This is a genomic window from Streptomyces mesophilus, assembly GCF_040300965.1.
Lineage (GTDB): Bacteria > Actinomycetota > Actinomycetes > Streptomycetales > Streptomycetaceae > Streptomyces > Streptomyces mesophilus_A.
Genome location: NZ_JBEPEW010000055.1, coordinates 18,490 through 38,419, shown reverse-complemented (window position 1 = coordinate 38,419; position 19,930 = coordinate 18,490). Strand labels below are relative to the sequence as shown.

Annotated in this window: 19 protein-coding genes; 8 read left to right on the top strand and 11 right to left on the bottom strand. The window is 69.7% G+C overall.

The genetic code is table 11. From position 1 onward, the window contains the following. Window positions 1-20: 20 nt before the first annotated feature. The 4 genes from ABT367_RS20450 to ABT367_RS20435 form a co-directional block, all read right to left on the bottom strand. Entirely contained in the window at window positions 21-1,067 is a 1,047-nt protein-coding gene (locus ABT367_RS20450; protein ID WP_352254493.1) for a hypothetical protein, read from the bottom strand. Between the two features lie 112 nt (window positions 1,068-1,179). Then, window positions 1,180-2,169 (bottom strand): ABC transporter substrate-binding protein, encoded by a 990-nt coding sequence (locus tag ABT367_RS20445; protein ID WP_434975504.1) that lies wholly within the window; start codon window positions 2,167-2,169, stop codon window positions 1,180-1,182. A gap of 80 nt (window positions 2,170-2,249) precedes the next feature. After that, window positions 2,250-2,927 carry an ABC transporter permease gene (locus tag ABT367_RS20440; protein WP_352254492.1) on the bottom strand — a complete coding sequence of 226 codons (678 nt, stop codon included), beginning with the start codon at window positions 2,925-2,927 and terminating at the stop codon, window positions 2,250-2,252. Beyond that, a complete protein-coding gene (locus tag ABT367_RS20435; protein ID WP_352254491.1) occupies window positions 2,924-3,652 on the bottom strand; it encodes an ABC transporter permease in 729 nt (242 codons plus the stop codon). Before ABT367_RS20435 ends, ABT367_RS20440 begins: the two co-directional genes overlap by 4 nt. A gap of 131 nt (window positions 3,653-3,783) precedes the next feature. Here ABT367_RS20435 and ABT367_RS20430 point away from each other — a divergent pair, with 131 nt between their 5' ends. Continuing rightward, window positions 3,784-4,944, top strand: coding sequence for a betaine/proline/choline family ABC transporter ATP-binding protein (locus ABT367_RS20430; RefSeq protein ID WP_352254490.1), 1,161 nt, complete (start codon window positions 3,784-3,786; stop codon window positions 4,942-4,944). Between the two features lie 213 nt (window positions 4,945-5,157). Here the strand turns inward: ABT367_RS20430 and ABT367_RS20425 are convergent, their stop codons facing one another. Then, a complete protein-coding gene (locus ABT367_RS20425; protein WP_352254489.1) occupies window positions 5,158-6,276 on the bottom strand; it encodes an alpha/beta hydrolase in 1,119 nt (372 codons plus the stop codon). Window positions 6,277-6,469: 193 nt separating this feature from the next. Between ABT367_RS20425 and ABT367_RS20420 the strand changes: the two genes are divergently transcribed. From ABT367_RS20420 to ABT367_RS20395, 6 genes are all read left to right on the top strand, one after another. After that, window positions 6,470-8,263: a phosphatidylglycerol lysyltransferase domain-containing protein gene (locus tag ABT367_RS20420; protein WP_352254488.1), complete on the top strand. Its 1,794-nt coding sequence runs from the start codon at window positions 6,470-6,472 to the stop codon at window positions 8,261-8,263. Between the two features lie 77 nt (window positions 8,264-8,340). Continuing rightward, window positions 8,341-9,255 carry a dihydropteroate synthase gene (folP, locus tag ABT367_RS20415; protein WP_352254487.1) on the top strand — a complete coding sequence of 305 codons (915 nt, stop codon included), beginning with the start codon at window positions 8,341-8,343 and terminating at the stop codon, window positions 9,253-9,255. Then, the gene (locus ABT367_RS20410; RefSeq protein WP_352254486.1) at window positions 9,252-9,722 is read left to right on the top strand and encodes a nuclear transport factor 2 family protein; all 471 of its coding nucleotides are present in this window, start codon (window positions 9,252-9,254) and stop codon (window positions 9,720-9,722) included. The genes folP and ABT367_RS20410 overlap by 4 nt, the downstream gene beginning before the upstream one ends. Window positions 9,723-9,941: 219 nt before the next feature. Further along, on the top strand, window positions 9,942-10,310 hold the full coding sequence (folB, locus tag ABT367_RS20405; protein ID WP_199549645.1) for a dihydroneopterin aldolase: 369 nt from the start codon (window positions 9,942-9,944) through the stop codon (window positions 10,308-10,310). Further along, complete coding sequence (gene folK / locus ABT367_RS20400; RefSeq protein WP_352254485.1) at window positions 10,307-10,906, top strand: 2-amino-4-hydroxy-6-hydroxymethyldihydropteridine diphosphokinase; 600 nt, start codon at window positions 10,307-10,309, stop codon at window positions 10,904-10,906. The genes folB and folK overlap by 4 nt, the downstream gene beginning before the upstream one ends. Before the next feature lie 116 nt (window positions 10,907-11,022). Further along, window positions 11,023-11,508 carry a DUF3180 domain-containing protein gene (locus ABT367_RS20395; RefSeq protein ID WP_352254484.1) on the top strand — a complete coding sequence of 162 codons (486 nt, stop codon included), beginning with the start codon at window positions 11,023-11,025 and terminating at the stop codon, window positions 11,506-11,508. A 64-nt stretch (window positions 11,509-11,572) separates the two neighbouring features. On the opposite strand, the gene folE is transcribed toward ABT367_RS20395, so the two are convergent. The 6 genes from folE to dacB all read right to left on the bottom strand — a co-directional run bounded on the left by folE (window position 11,573) and on the right by dacB (window position 19,272). Further along, a complete protein-coding gene (folE, locus tag ABT367_RS20390; RefSeq protein ID WP_199549647.1) occupies window positions 11,573-12,178 on the bottom strand; it encodes a GTP cyclohydrolase I FolE in 606 nt (201 codons plus the stop codon). A gap of 120 nt (window positions 12,179-12,298) precedes the next feature. Further along, entirely contained in the window at window positions 12,299-14,362 is a 2,064-nt protein-coding gene (gene ftsH, locus ABT367_RS20385; protein WP_352254483.1) for an ATP-dependent zinc metalloprotease FtsH, read from the bottom strand. Window positions 14,363-14,576: 214 nt separating this feature from the next. Next, entirely contained in the window at window positions 14,577-15,137 is a 561-nt protein-coding gene (gene hpt, locus ABT367_RS20380) for a hypoxanthine phosphoribosyltransferase (protein WP_352254482.1), read from the bottom strand. 69 nt (window positions 15,138-15,206) lie between these two features. Continuing rightward, the gene (tilS, locus tag ABT367_RS20375; protein WP_352254481.1) at window positions 15,207-16,217 is read right to left on the bottom strand and encodes a tRNA lysidine(34) synthetase TilS; all 1,011 of its coding nucleotides are present in this window, start codon (window positions 16,215-16,217) and stop codon (window positions 15,207-15,209) included. A 184-nt stretch (window positions 16,218-16,401) separates the two neighbouring features. Continuing rightward, window positions 16,402-17,532, bottom strand: coding sequence for a zinc-dependent metalloprotease (locus ABT367_RS20370; RefSeq protein ID WP_352254480.1), 1,131 nt, complete (start codon window positions 17,530-17,532; stop codon window positions 16,402-16,404). A gap of 201 nt (window positions 17,533-17,733) precedes the next feature. Continuing rightward, complete coding sequence (dacB, locus tag ABT367_RS20365) at window positions 17,734-19,272, bottom strand: D-alanyl-D-alanine carboxypeptidase/D-alanyl-D-alanine endopeptidase (protein ID WP_434975503.1); 1,539 nt, start codon at window positions 19,270-19,272, stop codon at window positions 17,734-17,736. 91 nt (window positions 19,273-19,363) lie between these two features. On the opposite strand from dacB, the gene ABT367_RS20360 reads away from it, so the two are divergent. Further along, window positions 19,364-19,852, top strand: a complete 489-nt coding sequence (locus ABT367_RS20360) for an inorganic diphosphatase (protein WP_165332960.1) — start codon at window positions 19,364-19,366, stop codon at window positions 19,850-19,852. The last annotated feature ends 78 nt before the right edge of the window (window positions 19,853-19,930 follow it).

The window sequence follows — 19,930 nt, the reverse complement described above, 5'->3', positions numbered from 1 at the left end:
ACGAGCCGGACGCACCGGCACTACGAGATCGCCGACCTCAGCTCCGCCACATCGATCTGCTCGGTCTCGTCGTGAGCCGTGAGGTCGATGACCTCACCGACCGCACGCTCAGCACCGGCCCGGGACTTGAACTCCCCTTCGGCCTCCGCCTTGTGCAGCGCCAGCGCCTCCGCCCCGACCACATCCGCGAGGTCCTCGTTCTGCACCGCCTCGATCTGCACGGCGCCGCCGCCCGACTTCGTACCGAAGAAGTCGAAGCCGCCGATCAGCGGCCGGCGCACCCGGGCGTGCGGCACCACGGCCGCGGCGGGACGTGCGGCGGGGGGCAGGGCGGCGGCCGGACGCTCATGAGCGACGGCCGCCTCGGGCTTCCCCTGCTCCGTCGCCTCCTCGGGCTCGGGCGCCGCGGCAGCGGACTTCCCGTTGGCGGAGGAGGCGGCAGGAGCGGAGGAGGCGGCAGGAGCGGAGTTCACGGAATTGACGGAATCCGCGGCCCGCTGGCGCGGCACCCGTGCCAGCTTGTCCAGCGCGGCGTTCGCCTTCAGGTAGAGCGTCACCGTGCCCCGCGGTTCGGTGTCCGCACCCGCTGGCGGCAGCGCCCGCGCCGGAGCGGCCGCCTCGATCGCGAGCTGACGCCGGCCCTCGAGCGCGCTGGCGCGCTCCGTCTCCGCCGTCGCGTACCGGCGCAGGAGCGCCGCGTGTTCCCCGCGCAGCGCGGCCAGTTCGCCCCGCTTCGAGCGCAGTCGTGCCTCCAACTTGCCGCGCAGTTCACGCGACTCGTCGAGGTCCGTCTCCAGCTCGGCTATCCGCTCGTCGTGCTTCCATTCGTCGCTCGCCCGCGCCCGCGTCAGCTCCGCGACCCGTTTGCCGGCGAGCCGGTCCCAGCGGCGCATGACGATCGCGCCGACCACGGCGGAGGCCGCCGCGACCCCCGCGAGTGCGCGCAGCACCACGGTGTCGGGAACCAGCCAGGTACTCGCCGCGGCGGCGACGGACACGGCGGCGACCGTCGACGGGGGAAGCAGTCGGTGCAGTGGGGGGGAATGGCGGTGGCGTCCACGTGGCATGGCCAGAAATTTACCGCGCGTAGGCATCACTCGGACCCCCGCCCGGCAATCTGTTCCCTTCCAGTTACTGAACTCCGCTCGGAACACTCCACCGCCCTCACCGCCCAGCTGTTTACTTCTCAATCAAACCCTTCGATTCCAGGTACTCCTTGGCCGCGTCGGCCTCCTTCACACGCTCCGCGTCGACCTTCCGGTTGAGCTCGGTGAGGTCCTCCGTGGTGAGCGTCTGCGTGAGCTTCGCCAGCGCGTCCGCGATCTCCTTGGCGCCCGCGTCCTTGGTGTTGACGACCGGCAGCACGTTGTCCGCGTTCTGCAGGTTCTTGTCGTCCTCGAGCAGGACCAGGTCGAAGTTCTCGAGGGTCGCGTCGGTCGTGGTGGTGAGCACCAGCTGGTCGTCACCGTTCTTCACGGCCTGCTTGGACTGCGGGGTGCCGACACCCTTCGGGTCGATTCCGGCGACGTCGATCCCGTACGTCTTCTCGAGGCCGGGTGCGCAGAACGGCCGGACCTCGCATTCCTCACCGGCCGCGATCTTCACCTTGAGCTTGGACTTGCCGAGATCGGAGAGGGTCTTGAGGTTGTTCTTCTCGGCGAATTCCTTGCTGACCGCGAAAGCGTTCTGGTCGACGGCCTCGCCGGCCGGAAGCACGCTGAGGCCGCGCGGCTTCGCGAGCTTCTCCAACTCGGCGACGGTCTTGGCCACATCACTGGACGCCACCGGCTTGTCCTTGGGCGCGTCCGGACCGTTCACCTTGGCGTTGAGGAATTCCGCGAGCGTCGCCGCGTACTCGGGAACGACGTCGATATCGCCCTTTTCCAGGGAGGGTTCATAGAGTTCGCGGGTTTCGACGGTCTTGATCGACGTGTCGTATCCGGCCTCGGAAAGCAGCTGCGCGTACAGCTCGGCGAGGACCTTGGACTCGGTGAATCCGGCCGAACCCACCACCAGCGACCCCTTCTTGTCGCTGCCGCCGCTGCTCTTCTCGCCGCCGGAGCCCTTGTCCTCCAGGCTGTCGCCGCCGCACGCGGTGAGCCCCGCGCCGAGAGCCACGACCGCGGCCGTGGCCGCCGCCATCCGTATGCCACGCGGGAACTTTTTCATGGGTCCACCATTCAGGGTTGTCTCAAGGGATATGCGAAAGATTCGGCAGATTCGAAAGGGCTCTGCGAAGAGAACACGGATCACACCGCCGCCGTACGCCTGCGCATCGGGTCGCACCACTTGCCGATCAGCACGAGCACCAGCTCCACGAGGAGCGCGAGCCCGCCGACGAGGATCGCGCCGGCCACCACCTGCGGGGTGTTCTGCACCGCGAAGCCGTACGTGATGATCCGGCCGAGTCCGCCTTCACCGGCCATCGCGGCCAGGGCCGCGGTCGCCACCACCTGCACCGTGGACGAGCGGAGGCCCGTCATGATCAGCGGGTACGCGAGCGGCAGTTCGACCCGCAGGAACAACTGGCGCCCGCTCATGCCCATCCCGCGCGCGGCCTCCACGACGGAGCGGTCGACCTCGCGCATACCGATATAGGCGTTGGTGAGCAGCGGCGGTATGGCGAAGAGCACCAGCGCGATCAGCGTGGGCAGATCACCATGGCGGCCGAGCGGCGTCATGGTGAGCAGCACGAGGATGGCCAGAGTGGGGATCGCCCGGCCCACGTTGGAGAGATTGACCGCGAGCGCACCGCCCTTGCCGATGTGCCCGAGCCAGAGCGCGAGCGGCAGGGCGATCAGGCAGGCCACGGCGAGGCAGACCCCGGTGAAGTAGAGGTGCTCGGCCAGGCGGTTGAGCACCCCCTTCTCGCCCTGCCAGTTGGCGCCTGTGGTCAGCCACTCCAGCGCACCCGAGATCGCGTTCATGCCGGTTCCGTCACCTTTGCGATCCGGGAGTCACGTATGCGGCCGCCAGGTGCGGCGTCGCGCACCCGCGTCCAGGGGGTCAACAGCCGCTGGAGCAGCAGCAACAGCAGATCCGCGACGATCGCGAGCACCACGCACAGGACGGAGGCGGTGAGCACCTGCGCCTTGAAGTCGCTGTCGAGGCCGTCCATGATCAGGCCGCCGAGCCCGCCGTAATCGACGATGGCACCGACCGTGGTCAGCGCGACCGTCGAGACCGTGGCGATCCGCACACCGGCGAGGATCGCCGGGAGCGCCAGCGGCAGTTCGACTTCCCAGAGCAGCCGGCCGGGACCGTATCCGAGCCCGCGCGCCGCCTCCCGCGACTCCTCGGGAACCGCGGCGAGTCCGGCCATCACATTCCGTACGAGAATCGTCAGCGAGTAGAGCACCAGGCCCGTGATCACCAGGGCCGGGGAGAGCCCGAAGACCGGCAGCAGCAGCGAGAACATCGCGAGCGACGGGATCGAGTAGAGCGCCGTGGTCAGACCGAGCACCGGACCCGCGAAGCCCTTGCCCCTGCGCGCGAGCAGCGCCAGCGGGAAGGCCACGAGCAGGCCGATCAGCACGGAGGCGGCCGTGATCCACACATGCTGGACGGTCGCGTCGATCAGCTCCTGGCTGCGCGAATCCAGGTACTCGGCGCACACCCAGTCGTTCGTCACCAGGCAGTTCTCTTGGTCCACGGCGCTCACCTCCCCCGTCACGCCGAACCTATGTATGACTGGTGACCCTAAACCCAAGCACTGACAATCGCCGAGGACTGTCGTCCTGCAGCAACATGGCGTTTACAACGAGCCCACCACAATGGGGAGTCATGATCCGGTTCGAGCATGTCAGCAAGCGGTACGCCGATGGCACCATGGCCGTCGACGACCTGTCGTTCGAGGTCGCGGCGGGTGAACTGGTCACCTTGGTGGGCCCGTCGGGCTGCGGCAAGACCACCACCATGAAGATGGTGAACCGGCTGATCGAGCCGACCTCCGGGCAGATATTTCTCGACGGGGAAGACATATCCGAAATCGATCCGGTCCAACTCCGGCGCCGTATCGGCTATGTGATCCAGCAAGTCGGCCTCTTCCCGCACAAGACGGTCCTGGAGAACACCGCGACCGTCCCTCATCTCCTCGGCTGGAAGAAGGGCGACGGCAAGCAGCGCGCCGCCGAACTCCTCGACCTCGTGGGTCTCGACCCCTCCGTCTACGGCGACCGCTACCCGGAGCAGCTCTCCGGCGGCCAGCGCCAACGAGTGGGCGTGGCAAGGGCGTTGGCGGCCGATCCGCCCGTACTCCTGATGGACGAGCCGTTCGGGGCGGTCGACCCGGTGGTACGCGAGCATCTGCAGACGGAGTTCCTGCGGCTGCAGCAGGAAGTGAACAAGACGGTGCTCTTCGTCACGCATGACATAGAGGAGGCCGTACGGCTCGGCGACCGTATCGCCGTCTACGGCCAGGGGCGTATCGAGCAGTACGACGCCCCCGCCGCCGTACTCGGCGCACCGGCGAACCCCTATGTCGCCGACTTCGTGGGCTCCGACCGCGGCCTCAAGCGCCTGTCGGTCACCCCGATCGAGGAGACGGACCTCGAACAGCCTCCCGTCGTACGCCTGGAGGACTCGGCGAAGACCGCAGGCGCGCGCATGGCAGCCGAGGACGCGGGCTGGGCGGTCGTGCTCGACGCCGAAGGCAATCTGCACGGCTGGGTGAGCTCCGGCCACCTCGTCTCGGGCACGGTGGCCGACCATGCGCGCCGGATGGAGGCCTGGCTGCCGGTCGGCGCCTCGCTGAAGCGGGCGTTCTCCACGATGCTGCAGCACGACGCCGGCTGGATCGCGGTGATCGACGAGAGCACCAAGGGCCGCTTCCTCGGTGTGCTCACCCCGGCCACCCTGCACGAGGCGCTGCGACGGTCCACGGCGGCGGATGCGCGGGCCATTGCGCGTACGGAAGTGGAGTTGGAGACGATCACCGGGGTCTAGGGCCTGATCCACAGGACAGGCCCCGGGGGCGCTGCTGCCCGTGACCCGGACAGACCCCTCCCTCCCGGGGGCCGAGCCCTTCCAAGGCTATCGGCGCCCACTGACATCACGCCCGCCCCACCGCGCACTCAGGCCTTCAGCCCGGTCAGGCCCTCAGCCTGCTCAGGCCCTCAGCCCGGTCAGGCCCTCAGCTCGCTCAGGCCCTCAGCCCGCTCAGGCCTTCAGCCGCCCGCTGATCCACACCAGCGTCGCCGGAATCTCCCGGCGCCAGGTGTTGAAGTTGTGGCCGCCGGAGTCGAGAAGGATCGAGGAGACCCTGGTCGGCGCCTTGACCTTGTCGATGAACTTCAGGGTGTCCTGGTAGTTGTCCTCGCCCTCCTTGCTGCTGGTCGCGAGCAGCGAGACGGGCGGCGCGGGCTTGTGGTCGAGCAGCCACATCAGGTCGGACTCCTGCTTGACCTTGGTGTCGCCGTGGAAGAGGTCGCCGGTCTGGTCATCTATCGGCGCCATGTAGTTGGCGGAGAGTCCGGCGCCGGCGGCGAAGCGGTCCGGGTGCTTCATCGCGATCTTCAACGCGCAGTAGCCACCGGTGGAGTTGCCGATCACACCCCAGTTCTCCGGCTTCGTACCGACGCGGTACTCGCCCTGGATCGCGGCCGGCAGATCCTCGGCGAAGAAGGTCTCGGTCTGCGGGCCGCCCGGTATGTTCACGCACTCGGTGTCGCGGCCGGGGACGATCGAGGGGCGCAGCATCACCAGGATCATCGGCTGCATCTTGCCCTCGCGCGCCTGCTTGTTGGCGGTCTGCGGATAGTGCAGGCCCTTGATCAGGTTCTCGGCGGTGCCCGGGTAGCCGGTGATCACCACGGAGGCCGGGAACTGCTTGTCCTTGTACTCGGGCCGGAAGTACTCCGGCGGCAGATAGACATACGCGGGGCTCGCCAGCTTGGACTTCGGGCCCGCGATGTCCACCTTCTGGATCTGGCCGCCGACCCGCGGCTGGGAGCCGCCGGGCACGTTCACGGACTGGGTGCCGGTGACCTTGACCGGACCGCTCGCACCGCCCGCGGTGTCGTGGTCGACGACCACGCCGGGCTCCTGCTCCTGGCCGAAGAGGTCGGCCCACGAGGCGTAGAAACCGAACTCCTTGTTGGCCGCGAGCCCCACGGACGCGAACACCATGACCTGCGTCAGGGCGAGCAGTACGACCCGGCCGAGTACGGCGCGCCAGTTCCGCCCGGCCAGGCGCGGCCAGAACCAGACCGTGCCGACGAACAGGAGCACGGCCAGAAGGACGGCCACTGCCAGCGCTGCGTTGCTCGTGAGACCCATGGGATTGCCTGTTCTACCTGTCTTGTTTGGGCGTTTTTTACCGTCTGCAATGAACCCGACTCCCGGCCATACCGTCCTATAGGGCGCAATTCGCCCGGTACGCGACAGCGCCTGGGCCTCGGCTCTCGCAGAACCACGGGGTGCAATGTCCAGCTGGATAGATGCGGAAAAAACGGACAAGGTTCCCTCTACGATGCGCGCCCGTGCGTTCCGCCGCCTCCCCCGGGGCCCGCGCCCCGCGCAGGTCCCGTCCCTGATCGCGACCGCGTGCACCCTGATCGGTCTGCTCGACGTCGCCGCCGGTGTCTTCCCGCGCTTCAGGCACAGCCGGATGCATGCCCTGGCCCAGGTCCTGCCGGGCGCCCTCGGCCCGTACGCCGCCGCCCTCGCGATCTGCGCCGGCGTCCTGCTCCTGCTGCTCGCGCACGGCCTGCGCCGCCGCAAGCGCCGCGCCTGGCGGGCGGCCGTGGTGCTGCTGCCGCTCGGGGCCCTGGCGCAGTTCACGTACCGGCACTCGATCGCCGGTGTCGTCCTGCCGCTGCTGCTCCTGGCCCTCCTGCTCCGCCATCGGAGTGAATTCGCGGCCCTGCCCGATCCCCGCAGCCGCTGGAAGGCGCTGACGAATTTCCTGCTCATGAGCGTCTTCTCGCTCGGCATCGGCTGCGTGATCGTCGGCACCCACGCCCAGCGCGCGGTCGGCGAGCCCTCGGTGGCCGAGCTGCTCAGGCACGTCGTCCTCGGCCTGGTCGGCATGGAGGGCCCGGTCGACTACTACGGCCGTACGTCCTGGACGATCGGCGCCTGTCTCGGCGCCCTCGGCCTGCTCACCGCCCTGACCACGATCTATCTGGCCTTCCGCCCCGAACACCCGGCCGCCCGCCTCACCCCGGAGGACGAGGACCGCCTGCGCGCGCTCCTCGCGCGGCACGGCGCCCGCGACTCGCTCGGCCACTTCGCGCTGCGCCGTGACAAGGGCGTGGTCTTCTCGCCGAGCGGCAAGGCCGCGGTCACCTACCGCGTCGTCTCCGGTGTGATGCTCGCGAGCGGCGATCCGATCGGCGACGTGGAGGCCTGGCCCGGCGCCATCGAACGCTTCATGGCCGAGGCCGAGGCCCACTCCTGGACCCCGGCCGTGATGGGCTGCTCGCGCACCGGCGGCGAGGTCTGGGCCCGCGAGAGCGGCCTCGACGCCCTGGAACTCGGCGACGAGGCGATCGTGGACGTCGCCGGCTTCTCGCTCTCCGGGCGCGCGATGCGCAACGTCCGCCAGATGGTCAAGCGCATCGAACGGGCCGGCTACACGACGCGGGTGCGGCGCGTGAGCGACCTGTCCGAGGACGAACTCGACCGCGTCCGCCGCGCCGCCGCCGACTGGCGCGGCACGGACAACGAGCGCGGCTTCTCCATGGCGCTCGGCCGTATCGGCGACCCCGCGGACGGCGACTGCCTCATCGCCACCGCCCACCTCGCCGACCCCGAATCCCCTTCCCCGGGCGCCGACTTGAAGGCCGTCCTGCACTTCGTCCCCTGGGGCCCGGACGGTGTCTCCCTCGATCTGATGCGCCGCGACCGCAGCGCCGACCCGGGCATGAACGAGCTCCTCATCGTCGCCGCCCTGCAGGCCGCCCCCGCCCTCGGCATCGAGCGGATGTCCCTGAACTTCGCGATGTTCCGCGCCGCCCTCGCCCGCGGCGAGCAGCTGGGCGCGGGCCCCGTCCTGCGCACCTGGCGCGGCCTGCTCGTCTTCCTGTCGCGCTGGTTCCAGATCGAGTCGCTCTACAAGTTCAACGCCAAGTTCCGCCCGCGCTGGGAGCCGCGCTTCGTGGTCTTCCGCAGCTCGCGCGATCTGCCGCGGATCGGCTTCGCGGCGATGCAGGCGGAGGGCTTCGTCACCCTCGCCCCACCCCGCTTCCTGCGGGGTGCGCGGCGGCCGGCCCCGGTCTGTCCGCACGAGGTGACGGGCGAACGGGAGATCCGGGCGGCCTGAGGCCCGGGACGGGCGGTTTGCCCCGCTCCTCGTACGAGCGGGGCAAACCAACCCCCGCACGGGCCTAGGCTTGGCGTATGAGTACGTCACGTGGCCGAGGACATGTCGAGGGACTGCCCGACTGGGACCGCTGCGCGGTCATGGGCGTGGTCAACGTGACCCCGGACTCCTTCTCCGACGGCGGCCGCTGGTTCGACACCACCGCCGCCGTCAAGCACGGCCTCGACCTCGTCGCCCAGGGCGCCGATCTGGTCGACGTCGGCGGCGAGTCCACCCGCCCGGGCGCCACCCGCGTCGACGAGGCCGAGGAACTGCGCCGGGTCATCCCGGTCGTCCGCGGCCTCTCCTCCGAAGGCGTCGCTGTCTCGGTCGACACCATGCGCGCCACGGTGGCCGAACAGGCCCTCGCCGCCGGTGCCTTGCTCGTCAACGACGTCAGCGGCGGCCTCGCGGACCCGGCGATGATCCCGGTCGTCGCGGACGCCGGAGCGCCGTTCGTGGTGATGCACTGGCGCGGCTTCAGCCAGGACATGAACAGTCTTGCGGTGTACGGGGATGTCCTCGGCGAAGTCGTCGCCGAACTCCGCACCCGCCTGGACGCGGTGATCGAGGGCGGCATCGCCCCCGAGCGGATCGTCGTCGACCCGGGTCTCGGCTTCGCGAAGAGCGCCGAGCACGACCTGGCCCTCCTCGCGCAGATGCGCGAGCTGCGCGCGCTGGGGTACCCGGTCCTGGTCGCGGCCTCCCGCAAACGTTTCCTCGGCCGCGTCCTGGCCGGTCCCGAGGGCGCCCCGCCCCCCGCGCGCGAACGCGACGCGGCCACCGCGGCGGTCTCGGCGATCGCCGCGCACGAGGGTGCGTGGGCGGTGCGCGTGCACGAGGTGCGGGCCACCGCGGACGCGGTGCGGGTGGCCCGCGCCGTGGAAGGTGCCGTATCGCCGTCCGTATCGAAATCCCAGACCGACTCGCAGACCCCAGAAGGAGACCGGTGACGTCACGCGTGGACCTCGAAGCCGTCGAGAAGGCCAACACCGCCTTCTACGAAGCGATGGAACGCGGTGACTTCGAGGCGCTCTCCGACCTGTGGCTCACCGGCGACGAAGGCGAAGGCGTCAGCTGCGTCCACCCCGGCTGGCCGGTCCTGACGGGCCGCGGCGAGGTGCTGCGCTCGTACGCCCTGATCATGGCGAACACGGAGTACATCCAGTTCTTCCTCACGGACCTCAAGATCGCGGTCCACGGCGACACGGCCCTGGTCACCTGTACGGAGAACATCCTCAGCGGCGCGCCCTCGGAGGAGGCCGGCGAGCTCGGCCCCCTGGTCGGCCAGCTGGTCGTCGCCTCCAACCTGTTCCGCCGCACACCGTCCGGCTGGCAGCTGTGGTCCCACCATGCGTCGCCTGTGCTGGCGGAGCGGGATGACGAGGGCGACGACGAGGCTGTCGAGGGCAACGAATAGCCGAGGACGCACATCCCCCTCCCGAGTGGGCAGCAGCCCGAAAAGGGTTCGCCACCGCGTCCGTGGGTAAGCCCCGCAACCAGCCGCCCGTACCAAACACCGGATCACCTGTCCATAGCCCCCACGGGCGAGCCCCACCCGCACCCGAAGGTAGATTCGAAGGGGACTGGTGTGCCGACCGCACTCGGCTGCAGCCCGACGAAACCGAGATGAGCAGGAGTGATTCGCGTGGACCGTGTCGCGCTGCGCGGCCTCAAGGCCCGTGGTCACCACGGCGTTTTCGCCAAGGAACGCGAAGAGGGCCAGACCTTCATCGTGGATCTGGTGCTGAGCCTGGACACCCGCTCGGCCGCCGCCGACGACGATCTGACGAAGACGGTGCACTACGGCGTGGTGGCCGAGGAGGTCGTGGCCGCCGTCGAAGGCGAGCCCGTCGACCTCATCGAGACGCTCGCCGAGCGCATCGCCCAGACCTGCCTCAAGCACGAACCGGTCCAGGAGGTCGAGGTGGTCGTGCACAAGCCGGACGCCCCGATCACCGTCCCGTTCGACGATGTGACGATCACGATCACCCGGAGCCGAGTATGAACAACGTGCAAAGCGACCCCACGGTCCAGCCCGTTCCCGCCTCCGTCGTGGCACAGGTGGACGCCGCCGACACCACGCTGCAGAACCCCAAATTCGCCGTGATCGCCCTCGGCTCCAACCTCGGCAACCGTCTGGAGACCCTCCAAGGCGCCGTGGACGCCCTCGAGGACACCCCCGGCCTGCGGGTGAAGGCCGTCTCGCCGGTCTACGAGACGGAGCCCTGGGGCGTCGCCCCGGACTCCCAGCCCTCGTACTTCAACGCCGTCGTCGTGATCAAGACGACGCTGCCCCCGTCCTCGCTCCTGGAGCGCGCGCACGCGGTCGAGGAGGCCTTCCACCGCGTACGGGACGAGCGCTGGGGCCCGCGCACGATCGACGTCGACATCGTTGCCTACCAGGACGTCGTCTCCGACGACCCGGTGCTCACGCTCCCGCACCCGCGTGCCCACGAACGCGCCTTCGTGCTCGCGCCCTGGCACGACGTCGACCCCGAGGCCGTCGTCCCCGGCCGCGGACCGGTGTCCGAGCTGCTCGCCTCCGTCACCCGCGAAGGCGTCGCGCCGCGCGTGGACCTGGAACTGCGGCTGCCCGAGTAATCGTTAAGGTCTAACGGGCCCGGGTACGACAGGGCCCAACGGGCCCGGACGCAGGGCCCACCCGGACCCGTACGAGGACGAGGCCGCGCCCCGTCCGTGTGGAGGCGAACGCACCCGTGAAGCAGCTGCGCATCAGGACGCTGGCCGTCACCTTCCTGGTGGCCGGTGTCCTGTCCTGGGCCCTGGCCAAGCTGCTGGTGGCGCGGGACTCCCTCGGCACCCTGCCGAGCGTCCCGCTGGCCGCGCCCATCGTGCTCGCGGTCATCGCGGCCGCCCTCCTGGCCACCGCGATCTCGCTCCGCTCCCGCCTGCGCGCCCAGCGCGACCGCGTGCCGGGCGCGAAGGGCGTCGAGCCCTTGATGGCGGCCCGCGCGGTGGTCTTCGGCCAGGCGAGCGCCCTGGTCTCGGCACTGGTCAGCGGGGTCTACGGCGGGCTCGGCATCTTCCTCCTGGCCCACCTGGACGTCCCGGCCCGCCGCGACCAGGCCGTCTATGCGGCCTTCGCGGTGGCGGCCGGTATCGCGGTCATCGCCGCGGCCCTCTTCCTGGAGCGGGTCCTCCGGCTCCCGGAGGACGACGACACGGAGGGCGCGGCGGCCTGAGCCACCACGCCCTCTCGTCCGGGAAGGTCAGCGCGCTCAGCCTCGTCCGGGAAGTTCAGCGCGCTCAGCGCGCCATGATCAGGCTCATCGCCTCGGCCCGCGTCGCCGGATCCCGCAGCTGACCCCGTACCGCCGACGTCAGCGTCTTCGCGCCCGGCTTGCGCACCCCGCGCATCGTCATGCACATGTGCTCGCACTCGACGACCACGATCACGCCGCGCGGCTCCAGGATCTCCATCAGGGAGTCGGCGATCTGCGTGGTCAGGCGCTCCTGCACCTGCGGCCGCCGTGCGAACACGTCGACGAGCCGCGCCAGCTTCGACAGGCCGGTGATCTTCCCGTCGGTGGACGGGATGTACCCGACGTGCGCGACCCCGTGGAACGGGACCAGGTGATGCTCACAGGAGCTCATCACCTCGATGTCCTTCACGAGCACCATCTCGTCGTGACCGATGTCGAACGTCGTGGTCAGGACGTCCTCCGGCTTCTGCCAGAGCCCCGCGAATATCTCCCTGTACGCCCGCGCCACCCGCGCCGGCGTCTCGAGCAGGCCTTCGCGGTCCGGGTCCTCGCCAACCGCGATGAGCAGTTCGCGTACGGCGTTCTCGGCGCGCTTCTCGTCGAACTCGCCGATCTTGGTCTCGCCGTCCAGCGTCACCGGGTCGGTCATGGGTCCCTCGTTCCTGTACGTCAGGTCACGGGCATACGGAAATGCCGCGCCCCCCAAGGCTAAAACCTGGGGGGCGCGGCATCCATTCCGGGCCTGCCGAGACCAGTGGGTCCCGGCAGGTCAGGCCTCCGGGCGGTCCTCCGGAGCGGGGGCCGGGGCCTTGCTGAGCTCCGGCGTGCCCGTTTCGGTGGTGGAGGCGGTGACCGCGGGCGTCGCACCATTGGCGCCGTTGGTCAGGGAGAGCTCACGGGGCGAGAGCACCGGGGGCCGCGTCGAAGGCGTACGCCGAGCGGAGCCGGTCCACGCGGGGCGGGCCGGGCGCTTGGTGATCGACGCGAAGATCTCGGCGATCTGCTCCTTGTTGAGCGTCTCCTTCTCGAGGAGCGCGAGGACCAAGTTGTCGAGAACGTCGCGGTTCTCGACGAGGATCTCCCAGGCCTCGTTGTGCGCGGTCTCGATGAGCTTCTTGACCTCTTCGTCGACCAGCGCCGCGACCTCTTCCGAGTAGTCGCGCTGGTGCGCCATCTCACGGCCGAGGAAGGGCTCGGTGTTGTCGCCGCCGAACTTGATGGCGCCGAGCCGCTCGGTCATGCCGTACTGCGTGACCATCGCGCGGGCCGTGGCAGTGGCCTTCTCGATGTCGTTCGCAGCACCCGTGGTCGGGTCGTGGAAGACGAGCTCCTCGGCCGCGCGCCCGCCCAGCATGTACGCGAGCTGGTCGAGCATCTCGTTGCGCGTGGTCGAGTACTTGTCCTCGTCCGGCAGCACCATCGTGTAGCCGAGAGCACGGCCTCTGGAGAGGATCGTGATCTTGTGGACCGGGTCGGAGTTCGGTGAAGCCGCCGCGACCAGGGCGTGACCGCCCTCGTGGTACGCGGTGATCTTCTTCTCCTTGTCCGACATGATCCGGGTCCGCTTCTGCGGGCCCGCGACCACACGGTCGATCGCCTCGTCCAGGGAGTGGTTGTCGATCAGCTTCTTGTCGCTGCGCGCCGTCAGGAGCGCCGCTTCGTTCAGCACGTTCGACAGGTCCGCACCCGTGAAGCCAGGGGTACGACGGGCCACGGCGCCGAGGTCGACGTCCGGGGCGACCGGCTTGCCCTTCTGGTGGACCTTGAGGATCTCGAGGCGGCCCTGCATGTCCGGGCGGTCGACCGCGATCTGGCGGTCGAAACGGCCGGGGCGCAGGAGCGCCGGGTCGAGGATGTCGGGCCGGTTGGTGGCGGCGATCAGGATGACGCCGCCCTTCACGTCGAAGCCGTCCATCTCGACGAGCAGCTGGTTGAGGGTCTGCTCACGCTCGTCGTGACCACCGCCGAGGCCGGCGCCGCGATGGCGGCCGACCGCGTCGATCTCGTCGACGAAGACGATCGCCGGGGCGTTCGCCTTGGCCTGCTCGAAGAGGTCACGGACTCGGGAGGCACCGACACCGACGAACATCTCGACGAAGTCGGAACCGGAGATCGAGTAGAAGGGGACCCCGGCCTCACCGGCGACGGCGCGTGCGAGCAGCGTCTTACCCGTACCGGGCGGGCCGTAGAGCAGCACGCCCTTGGGGATCTTGGCACCGACGGCCTGGAACTTGGCCGGCTCCTGCAGGAACTCCTTGATCTCGTGGAGCTCCTCGACGGCCTCGTCCGACCCGGCCACATCGGCGAAGGTCGTCTTCGGGGTGTCCTTGGTGATCAGCTTCGCCTTGGACTTCCCGAACTGCATGACGCGCGAACCGCCGCCCTGCATCTGGTTCATCAGGAAGAGGAAGACGACGACGATCAGGACGAAGGGCAGCAGCGACAGCAGGATGCCGACGAACGGGTTCTGCTTCGACGGCGAGACGGTGTAACCGTCCTTGATGTCACCGTTGTCGTAGTTGTCCTGCAGGGTGTTGGCGATCGTCACACCCTGGTCGCCGATGTAGCTGGCCTGGATCTTGGTGCTGCCGCCGTACTTGTCCTTGTCGGCATCGCTGATGCCGTCCTTGAGCTCGACCTTGATGAGCTGTTCATCACCGGTGGTGAGCTTGGCGCTCTGGACCTGCTTGTCCTTGATGGCCTGGTAGACCTCGCCGGTGTCCACCGTCTTGTAGCCGCCGGACGAGCCGACGACCTGCATCAACACGACCACGGCGAGGACGGCCAGCACGATCCACATGACCGGCCCACGGAAGTATCGCTTCACGTCCATCCATACGGAGCGGAGACCGCCCCGTCCCTCCTGCCATAGTGAGTTTGATTAGGCTTCAAAAAAGCTGTTCTTCGGACGGTACCCCAGCATTGTCACCCGACGCGGCAGGGGACGGCCGATAAACCCGCCTTCCCATGCTCCAACGCGGGGAATCGGGCGAGGGTTCCCGCCGCCATCCGAGCAGGGCCCCAACGGCCGTACGGGGTACGGAAGCTCAGCCGCCGTAGACGTGCGGGGCGAGGGTGCCGACGAAGGGCAGGTTCCGGTACTTCTCGGCGAAGTCCAGGCCGTAGCCCACGACGAACTCGTTGGGAATGTCGAAGCCGACCCACTCCACGTCGATGGCGACCTTGGCGGCCTCGGGCTTGCGCAGCAGGGTGCAGACCTTCAGCGACTCGGGCTCGCGCGAGCCGAGGTTGGAGAGCAGCCAGGACAGCGTGAGACCGGAGTCGATGATGTCCTCGACGATCAGGACGTGCTTGCCCTTGATGTCGGTGTCGAGGTCCTTGAGGATGCGGACCACGCCCGAGGACTGGGTCCCGGCGCCGTACGACGACACCGCCATCCAGTCCATCGTGACGGGGGTGGACAGTGCGCGTGCCAGGTCCGCCATGACCATCACGGCGCCCTTGAGGACTCCGACGATGAGCAGGTCCTTGCCCGCGTACTCCGCATCGATCTTCGCGGCGAGCTCTGCGAGCTTCGCGTCGATCTCTTCCTTGGTGATGAGCACCTTCTCGAGGTCGGTGCCCATGTCTTTCGCGTCCACCCGCATCACTTTCGTCGTCCGAGGTGCCGGCCGCTTCAGCAGTCGGCTACGTACCGCCCGCAACAGCAGTCGGCTTCAGCCCTGCCGGATGACAAGTCTGCCACCCTGCCGCTGGGCCACGACCCGGCCGGGCAGGTTGATGGCCTTCTGGCCGCGCCAGCCGGTGATGAGGCGGTCGATTTCCTCGATATGGCGGGCGAAGAGCGAACCCGCGGGCGCCCCGGCGTCGATGGCCGCGCGGCGCAGGATCCGGCGCCGTACGGCGGGCGGCAGCGCGAACAGCTTGGCGCACTCCAGGAGCCCGGTGTCGTCGCGCACGGTGGTCTCGGCCTGCGCGGCCCAGGAGTCGAGGGCGTCGGCGTCGTCACGGGAGAGCTGGGCGGTGCGGGCGAGGGCCTCCACGACACCCTTGCCGAGCGCCTTCTCCAGGGCGGGCAGTCCTTCGTGCCGCAGCCGTGAGCGCGTGTACGCGGGGTCGGCGTTGTGCGGGTCGTCCCATACGGGCAGCGACTGGACCATGCAGGCCTTGCGCGCGGTCTGCCGGTCGACTCCCAGGAACGGGCGGCGGTAACGGCCGGCGACCCCCGAGGTCTCGGCCATTCCGGACAGCGAGCGGATCCCGGAGCCGCGGGCGAGTCCGAGCAGGACGGTCTCGGCCTGGTCGTCACGGGTGTGTCCGAGCAGTACGGCGGAAGCGCCGAGGCGCTGGGCGGCCTCGTCGAGCGCGGCATAGCGGGCGTCGCGGGCGGCCGCTTCGGGTCCGCCTTCGCGGCCGACGGTGACGGCGAGCGATTCGACGGGGGAAAGACCCAGGGCCGTCATCCGGACGACGACTTCGGCGGCGCGCAGATCGGAGCCGGGCTGAAGGCCGTGGTCGACGGTGACGGCGCCGGCGCGGATGCCGAGTTTGGGGGCCTCGAACGCGAGAGCGGAGGCGAGCGCCATGGAGTCCGCGCCGCCGGAGCAGGCGACGAGGACCAGGGGGCCGTCGGCGGGGAGTTCGGTGGTGGAGTTGTCGGTGAGGATGTCGTGGAGTACGCGGCGCACTGCCAGGCGTATCGCCGCGACCGCAGGATGGGGACCCATTGTCCGGTTCCCTTCGTGGAGCTTCGTGGAGTACGGGGGCGTGATGCTGGGGATTTCCGTCACTCAGAGTGCGTCGATGGTGACAGAGGAGAGTCGTTCCCCGAGCATTGCACGCCTTCCGCGGGCCCACGGTCCCTCAGAAGAGTGATTACGGAGGCTTGATTCTGCCGGGGCGGCGCGCTGCTCAGGAATCGGCTTTACGGTGCACCCGCGCGACCCAGTCCGCCGGTTTGGCGATCTCCGACTTGGTGGGCAGCGTGTTGGGTGAGGTCCAGACGCGGTTGAAGCCGTCCATTCCGACCTCGTCAACGACTGCGCGCACAAAACGTTCGCCATCGCGGTACTGCCGCAGCTTGGCGTCGAGCCCGAGCAGCTTGCGCAGCGCCATATCCAGCCGCGAGGCGCCCTTGGCGCGGCGCTGCTGGAACTTCTCCCTGATCTCCCCCACGGACGGCACGACATCGGGCCCCACGCCGTCCATCACGAAGTCCGCATGCCCTTCGAGCAGCGACATCACGGCGGTGAGGCGGCCGAGGATCTCCCGCTGGGCGGGGGTCTGGACGATCTCGACGAGGGAGGGGCCGCCGTCGTCGTCCTCCCGCTCCGTCTTGTTGCCGGCCAGCGCGGAGGCCGCCTCGCGGAAGCGTTCGAGGACTGTCATCGGGTCGACCTCGGTCTCGCCGAGGAATGACTGGATCTCGCCCTCGAGGTGGTCGCGCAGCCAGGGCACCCCGGTGAACTGGGTGCGGTGGGTCTCCTCGTGCAGGCAGACCCAGAGCCTGAAGTCGTGCGGGTCGACGTCGAGTTCGCGCTCCACGTGCACGATGTTCGGCGCCACGAGCAGGAGTCGGCCGCCGCCGACGGCGCTGCCGGGGAGCTCCTTGGTGGGCGGTGCGAAGGTCTCGTACTGCCCCAGTACGCGTGATGCGAGGAAGCTGAGCAGCATGCCGAGCTCGACGCCGGTGACCTTGCCGCCGACCGCGCCCAGCATCGCGCCGCCGGCGCCTCCGCCGCGGCGCTCGTGCATCTTCTCCAGGAGCGGCTTGAGGACTTCACGGAACCCCGCCACGTTCGCCCGCACCCAGCCCGGGCGGTCCACGACCAGGACCGGGGTGTCATGCGCGGCGTCGGTGGCCATCTTCGTGAAGGAACGGACGTGTCCCTCCGAGGACTTGGCGTGCCGGCGCAGCTCCGCGACGATGGCGCGCGCCTCGTCGCGGCTGACCTCGGGGCCTGGGCGCACCAGGCGGGTCGCTGTCGCGACCGCGAGATTCCAGTCGACCATCCCCTGTGCGGCACCGCCGATGCTCGTCATGCGTCAACCGTACGTTGTCAATCGGCTGGGTGGTGAGGGTTCGGGGGGCGCTGGGTTGTTTCCGGGGGTTCGCCCCTAGGGGGTGGGATCGAGGCGGGACGGCGGCGTTGTCAGTGGGCGCCGATAGCCTTTCAGGGGCTCGGCCCCCGGGTGGGCGGGGTCTGTCCGGCCGCCTACGGGGCGGCAGCCGGGCCCGCCCCTTCAGCGGCATCCACAATTCGCCACCGTGGCCGCGAGCCGGTCCAGGGTCGACTGGGCCGCCTGCGGTGCCGCCGTACCGGAGGCCGTGAACGCGAAGAGCAGCAGGCGCCCGTCGGCGTCGACCACGGATCCCGCGAGGGTGTTGATGCCGGTCAGGGTGCCCGTCTTCGCGCGGACCAGGCCGGTGCCCGGGGCCGCTCCGGAGGCCTCGTCGAAGGCATAGCGGTTCTTCAGCGTCCCCGTGAAGCCCGCGACCGGGAGGCCGGTGAGCGCCGGGCGGAGTTCCGGGCGGGCCGGGTCCGCGGCCTTGGCGAGCAGGGCCGTCAGAAGGCGGGCGGAGACGCGGTCGGCGCGGTTCAGGCCGCTGCCGTCGGCGAACTTGGCGCCCTCCACCGGCAGTTGGAGGTCCCGCAGCCGCTTCTCGACTGCCTTCGCGGCCCCGTCGAAGCTCGCCGGCTCACCGGAGGCGAGGGCGACCTGGCGTACGAGGGCCTCGGCGATGTCGTTGTCGCTGTGGGTCAGCATCCGCTCGACGAGGGCCGTCAGCGGCGCGGACGAGGTGCTGCCCAGCTCCTGCGCCTTCGCGCCGGCCTTCGACGCCTGCGGTGCGCCGCCTTCGAGCCGTACGCCTTCTTCGCGCAGCATCTCCGCGAAGCGCTTCGCGGCCGCGGCGGCCGGGTCGCCGGAGCGCGCGGCCGGACCGCTGTCCGAGTCGTCGAGGCGGCCCTCGTCCACCATCAGGGCGCTGACCGGGGCGATGTTCTCGTTCGGGCCGATGGGGTGCAGGCCCGGGCCCGAGTACAACGAGGTGTCGTACGAGAGGCGGAGCTTGCCCTCGCGCGGGTGCTCCGCGAGGGACTTGGCAGTGGCCCGGGCGAGTTCGCGCAGGCTGGAGCCGCCGTTGCCGTCGGACCTGGCGGTGAGGGTGGGGTCGCCGGCGCCGACGAGGACCAGTTCGTTCGCGCCGGGGTCCGCGACCGCCTTGGTGACGATGCGGTGGTCGGGGCCGAGCGTGGTGAGCGCCGCGACCGCCGTGGCGATCTTCGTGGTGGACGCCGGGGTGATCGCGTCGCCGGACTTCGCGCCGTACAGCTCCTCGCCGGTCAGGGCGTCGACCACGGAAGCGGTGCGGTGGGTGCCCAGCGAAGGGTCCTTCAGGAGCGGGTCGAGTACGTCGGCGAGTGCGCTCTTGGTCGGGGCGGGCACGGAGCCCTGCGGGGCGCCGAGAGCGGACAGGACGTCCGGGGCGGCGGGCGCGGGGTCCGGTTCGCCCCGGTCACGCCCGTGATCTGCGCCACCGTCGGCTTCCCGCGATGCGGCCCAGGCCCGCTCGGCCGTACGCTGGCCTGAGTCCCAGGGACCGGCCGCGGTCACCACCACGGCCGAAAGCACCAGACCGAACGTGGCGGCGACGGCCGTGAACTGCCAGGTCTTCAGCGGTCCCGGCCGCCGAAACGACCGCGGTGGGCGCGGCGGCCTCGACGGCTCCGGAAGCTCGGCACTCTCTGCGAGCCCCCGGTCCTTGAGCTCGGGCACCACGGACCAGCCCCTTTCGCGATCACACACTTGCGTGAGGGACACTTAATCACTGCGTCTTTCGAAGTATGTGCTGATCATGGAGGAGTCACCGGTGGAGTTCGACGTCACGATCGAGATCCCGAAGGGTTCGCGTAACAAGTACGAGGTGGACCACGAGACCGGTCGTATCCGTCTGGACCGTCGTCTGTTCACCTCGACCAGCTACCCGGCCGACTACGGCTTCGTCGAGGACACCCTCGGCGAGGACGGCGACCCGCTGGACGCGCTCGTGATCCTGGACGAGCCGACCTTCCCCGGCTGCCTGATCAAGTGCCGCGCGATCGGCATGTTCCGGATGACCGACGAGGCGGGCGGCGACGACAAGCTGCTCTGCGTGCCGGCCTCCGACCCGCGCGTCGAGCACCTGCGCGACATCCACCACGTCTCCGAGTTCGACCGCCTGGAGATCCAGCACTTCTTCGAGGTCTACAAGGACCTGGAGCCCGGCAAGTCCGTCGAGGGCGCCGACTGGGTCGGCCGCACCGAGGCCGAGGCCGAGATCGTGCGTTCGTACGAGCGCTACAAGACCCAGGGCCACTGAACCTTTTAGCGGTCGCGGCGAACGGGCCGCTCGTCCCTGAACCAGGGGGCGAGCGGCCCGTTCGCGTATACGGAATGC

Coding starts and splice junctions, on each gene's coding strand:
- ABT367_RS20440 (WP_352254492.1), bottom strand. CDS start 2,927: ATGAACGCGATCTCGGGTGCGCTGGAGTGGCTGACCACAGGCGCCAAC.
- ABT367_RS20425 (WP_352254489.1), bottom strand. CDS start 6,276: ATGGGTCTCACGAGCAACGCAGCGCTGGCAGTGGCCGTCCTTCTGGCC.
- ABT367_RS20370 (WP_352254480.1), bottom strand. CDS start 17,532: ATGACGAGCATCGGCGGTGCCGCACAGGGGATGGTCGACTGGAATCTC.
- folP (WP_352254487.1), top strand. CDS start 8,341: ATGAGTACGTCACGTGGCCGAGGACATGTCGAGGGACTGCCCGACTGG.
- ABT367_RS20450 (WP_352254493.1), bottom strand. CDS start 1,067: ATGCCACGTGGACGCCACCGCCATTCCCCCCCACTGCACCGACTGCTT.
- folE (WP_199549647.1), bottom strand. CDS start 12,178: ATGACCGACCCGGTGACGCTGGACGGCGAGACCAAGATCGGCGAGTTC.
- hpt (WP_352254482.1), bottom strand. CDS start 15,137: ATGCGGGTGGACGCGAAAGACATGGGCACCGACCTCGAGAAGGTGCTC.
- ftsH (WP_352254483.1), bottom strand. CDS start 14,362: ATGGACGTGAAGCGATACTTCCGTGGGCCGGTCATGTGGATCGTGCTG.
- folK (WP_352254485.1), top strand. CDS start 10,307: ATGAACAACGTGCAAAGCGACCCCACGGTCCAGCCCGTTCCCGCCTCC.
- ABT367_RS20445 (WP_434975504.1), bottom strand. CDS start 2,169: ATGAAAAAGTTCCCGCGTGGCATACGGATGGCGGCGGCCACGGCCGCG.
- ABT367_RS20430 (WP_352254490.1), top strand. CDS start 3,784: ATGATCCGGTTCGAGCATGTCAGCAAGCGGTACGCCGATGGCACCATG.
- tilS (WP_352254481.1), bottom strand. CDS start 16,217: ATGGGTCCCCATCCTGCGGTCGCGGCGATACGCCTGGCAGTGCGCCGC.
- ABT367_RS20420 (WP_352254488.1), top strand. CDS start 6,470: ATGCGCGCCCGTGCGTTCCGCCGCCTCCCCCGGGGCCCGCGCCCCGCG.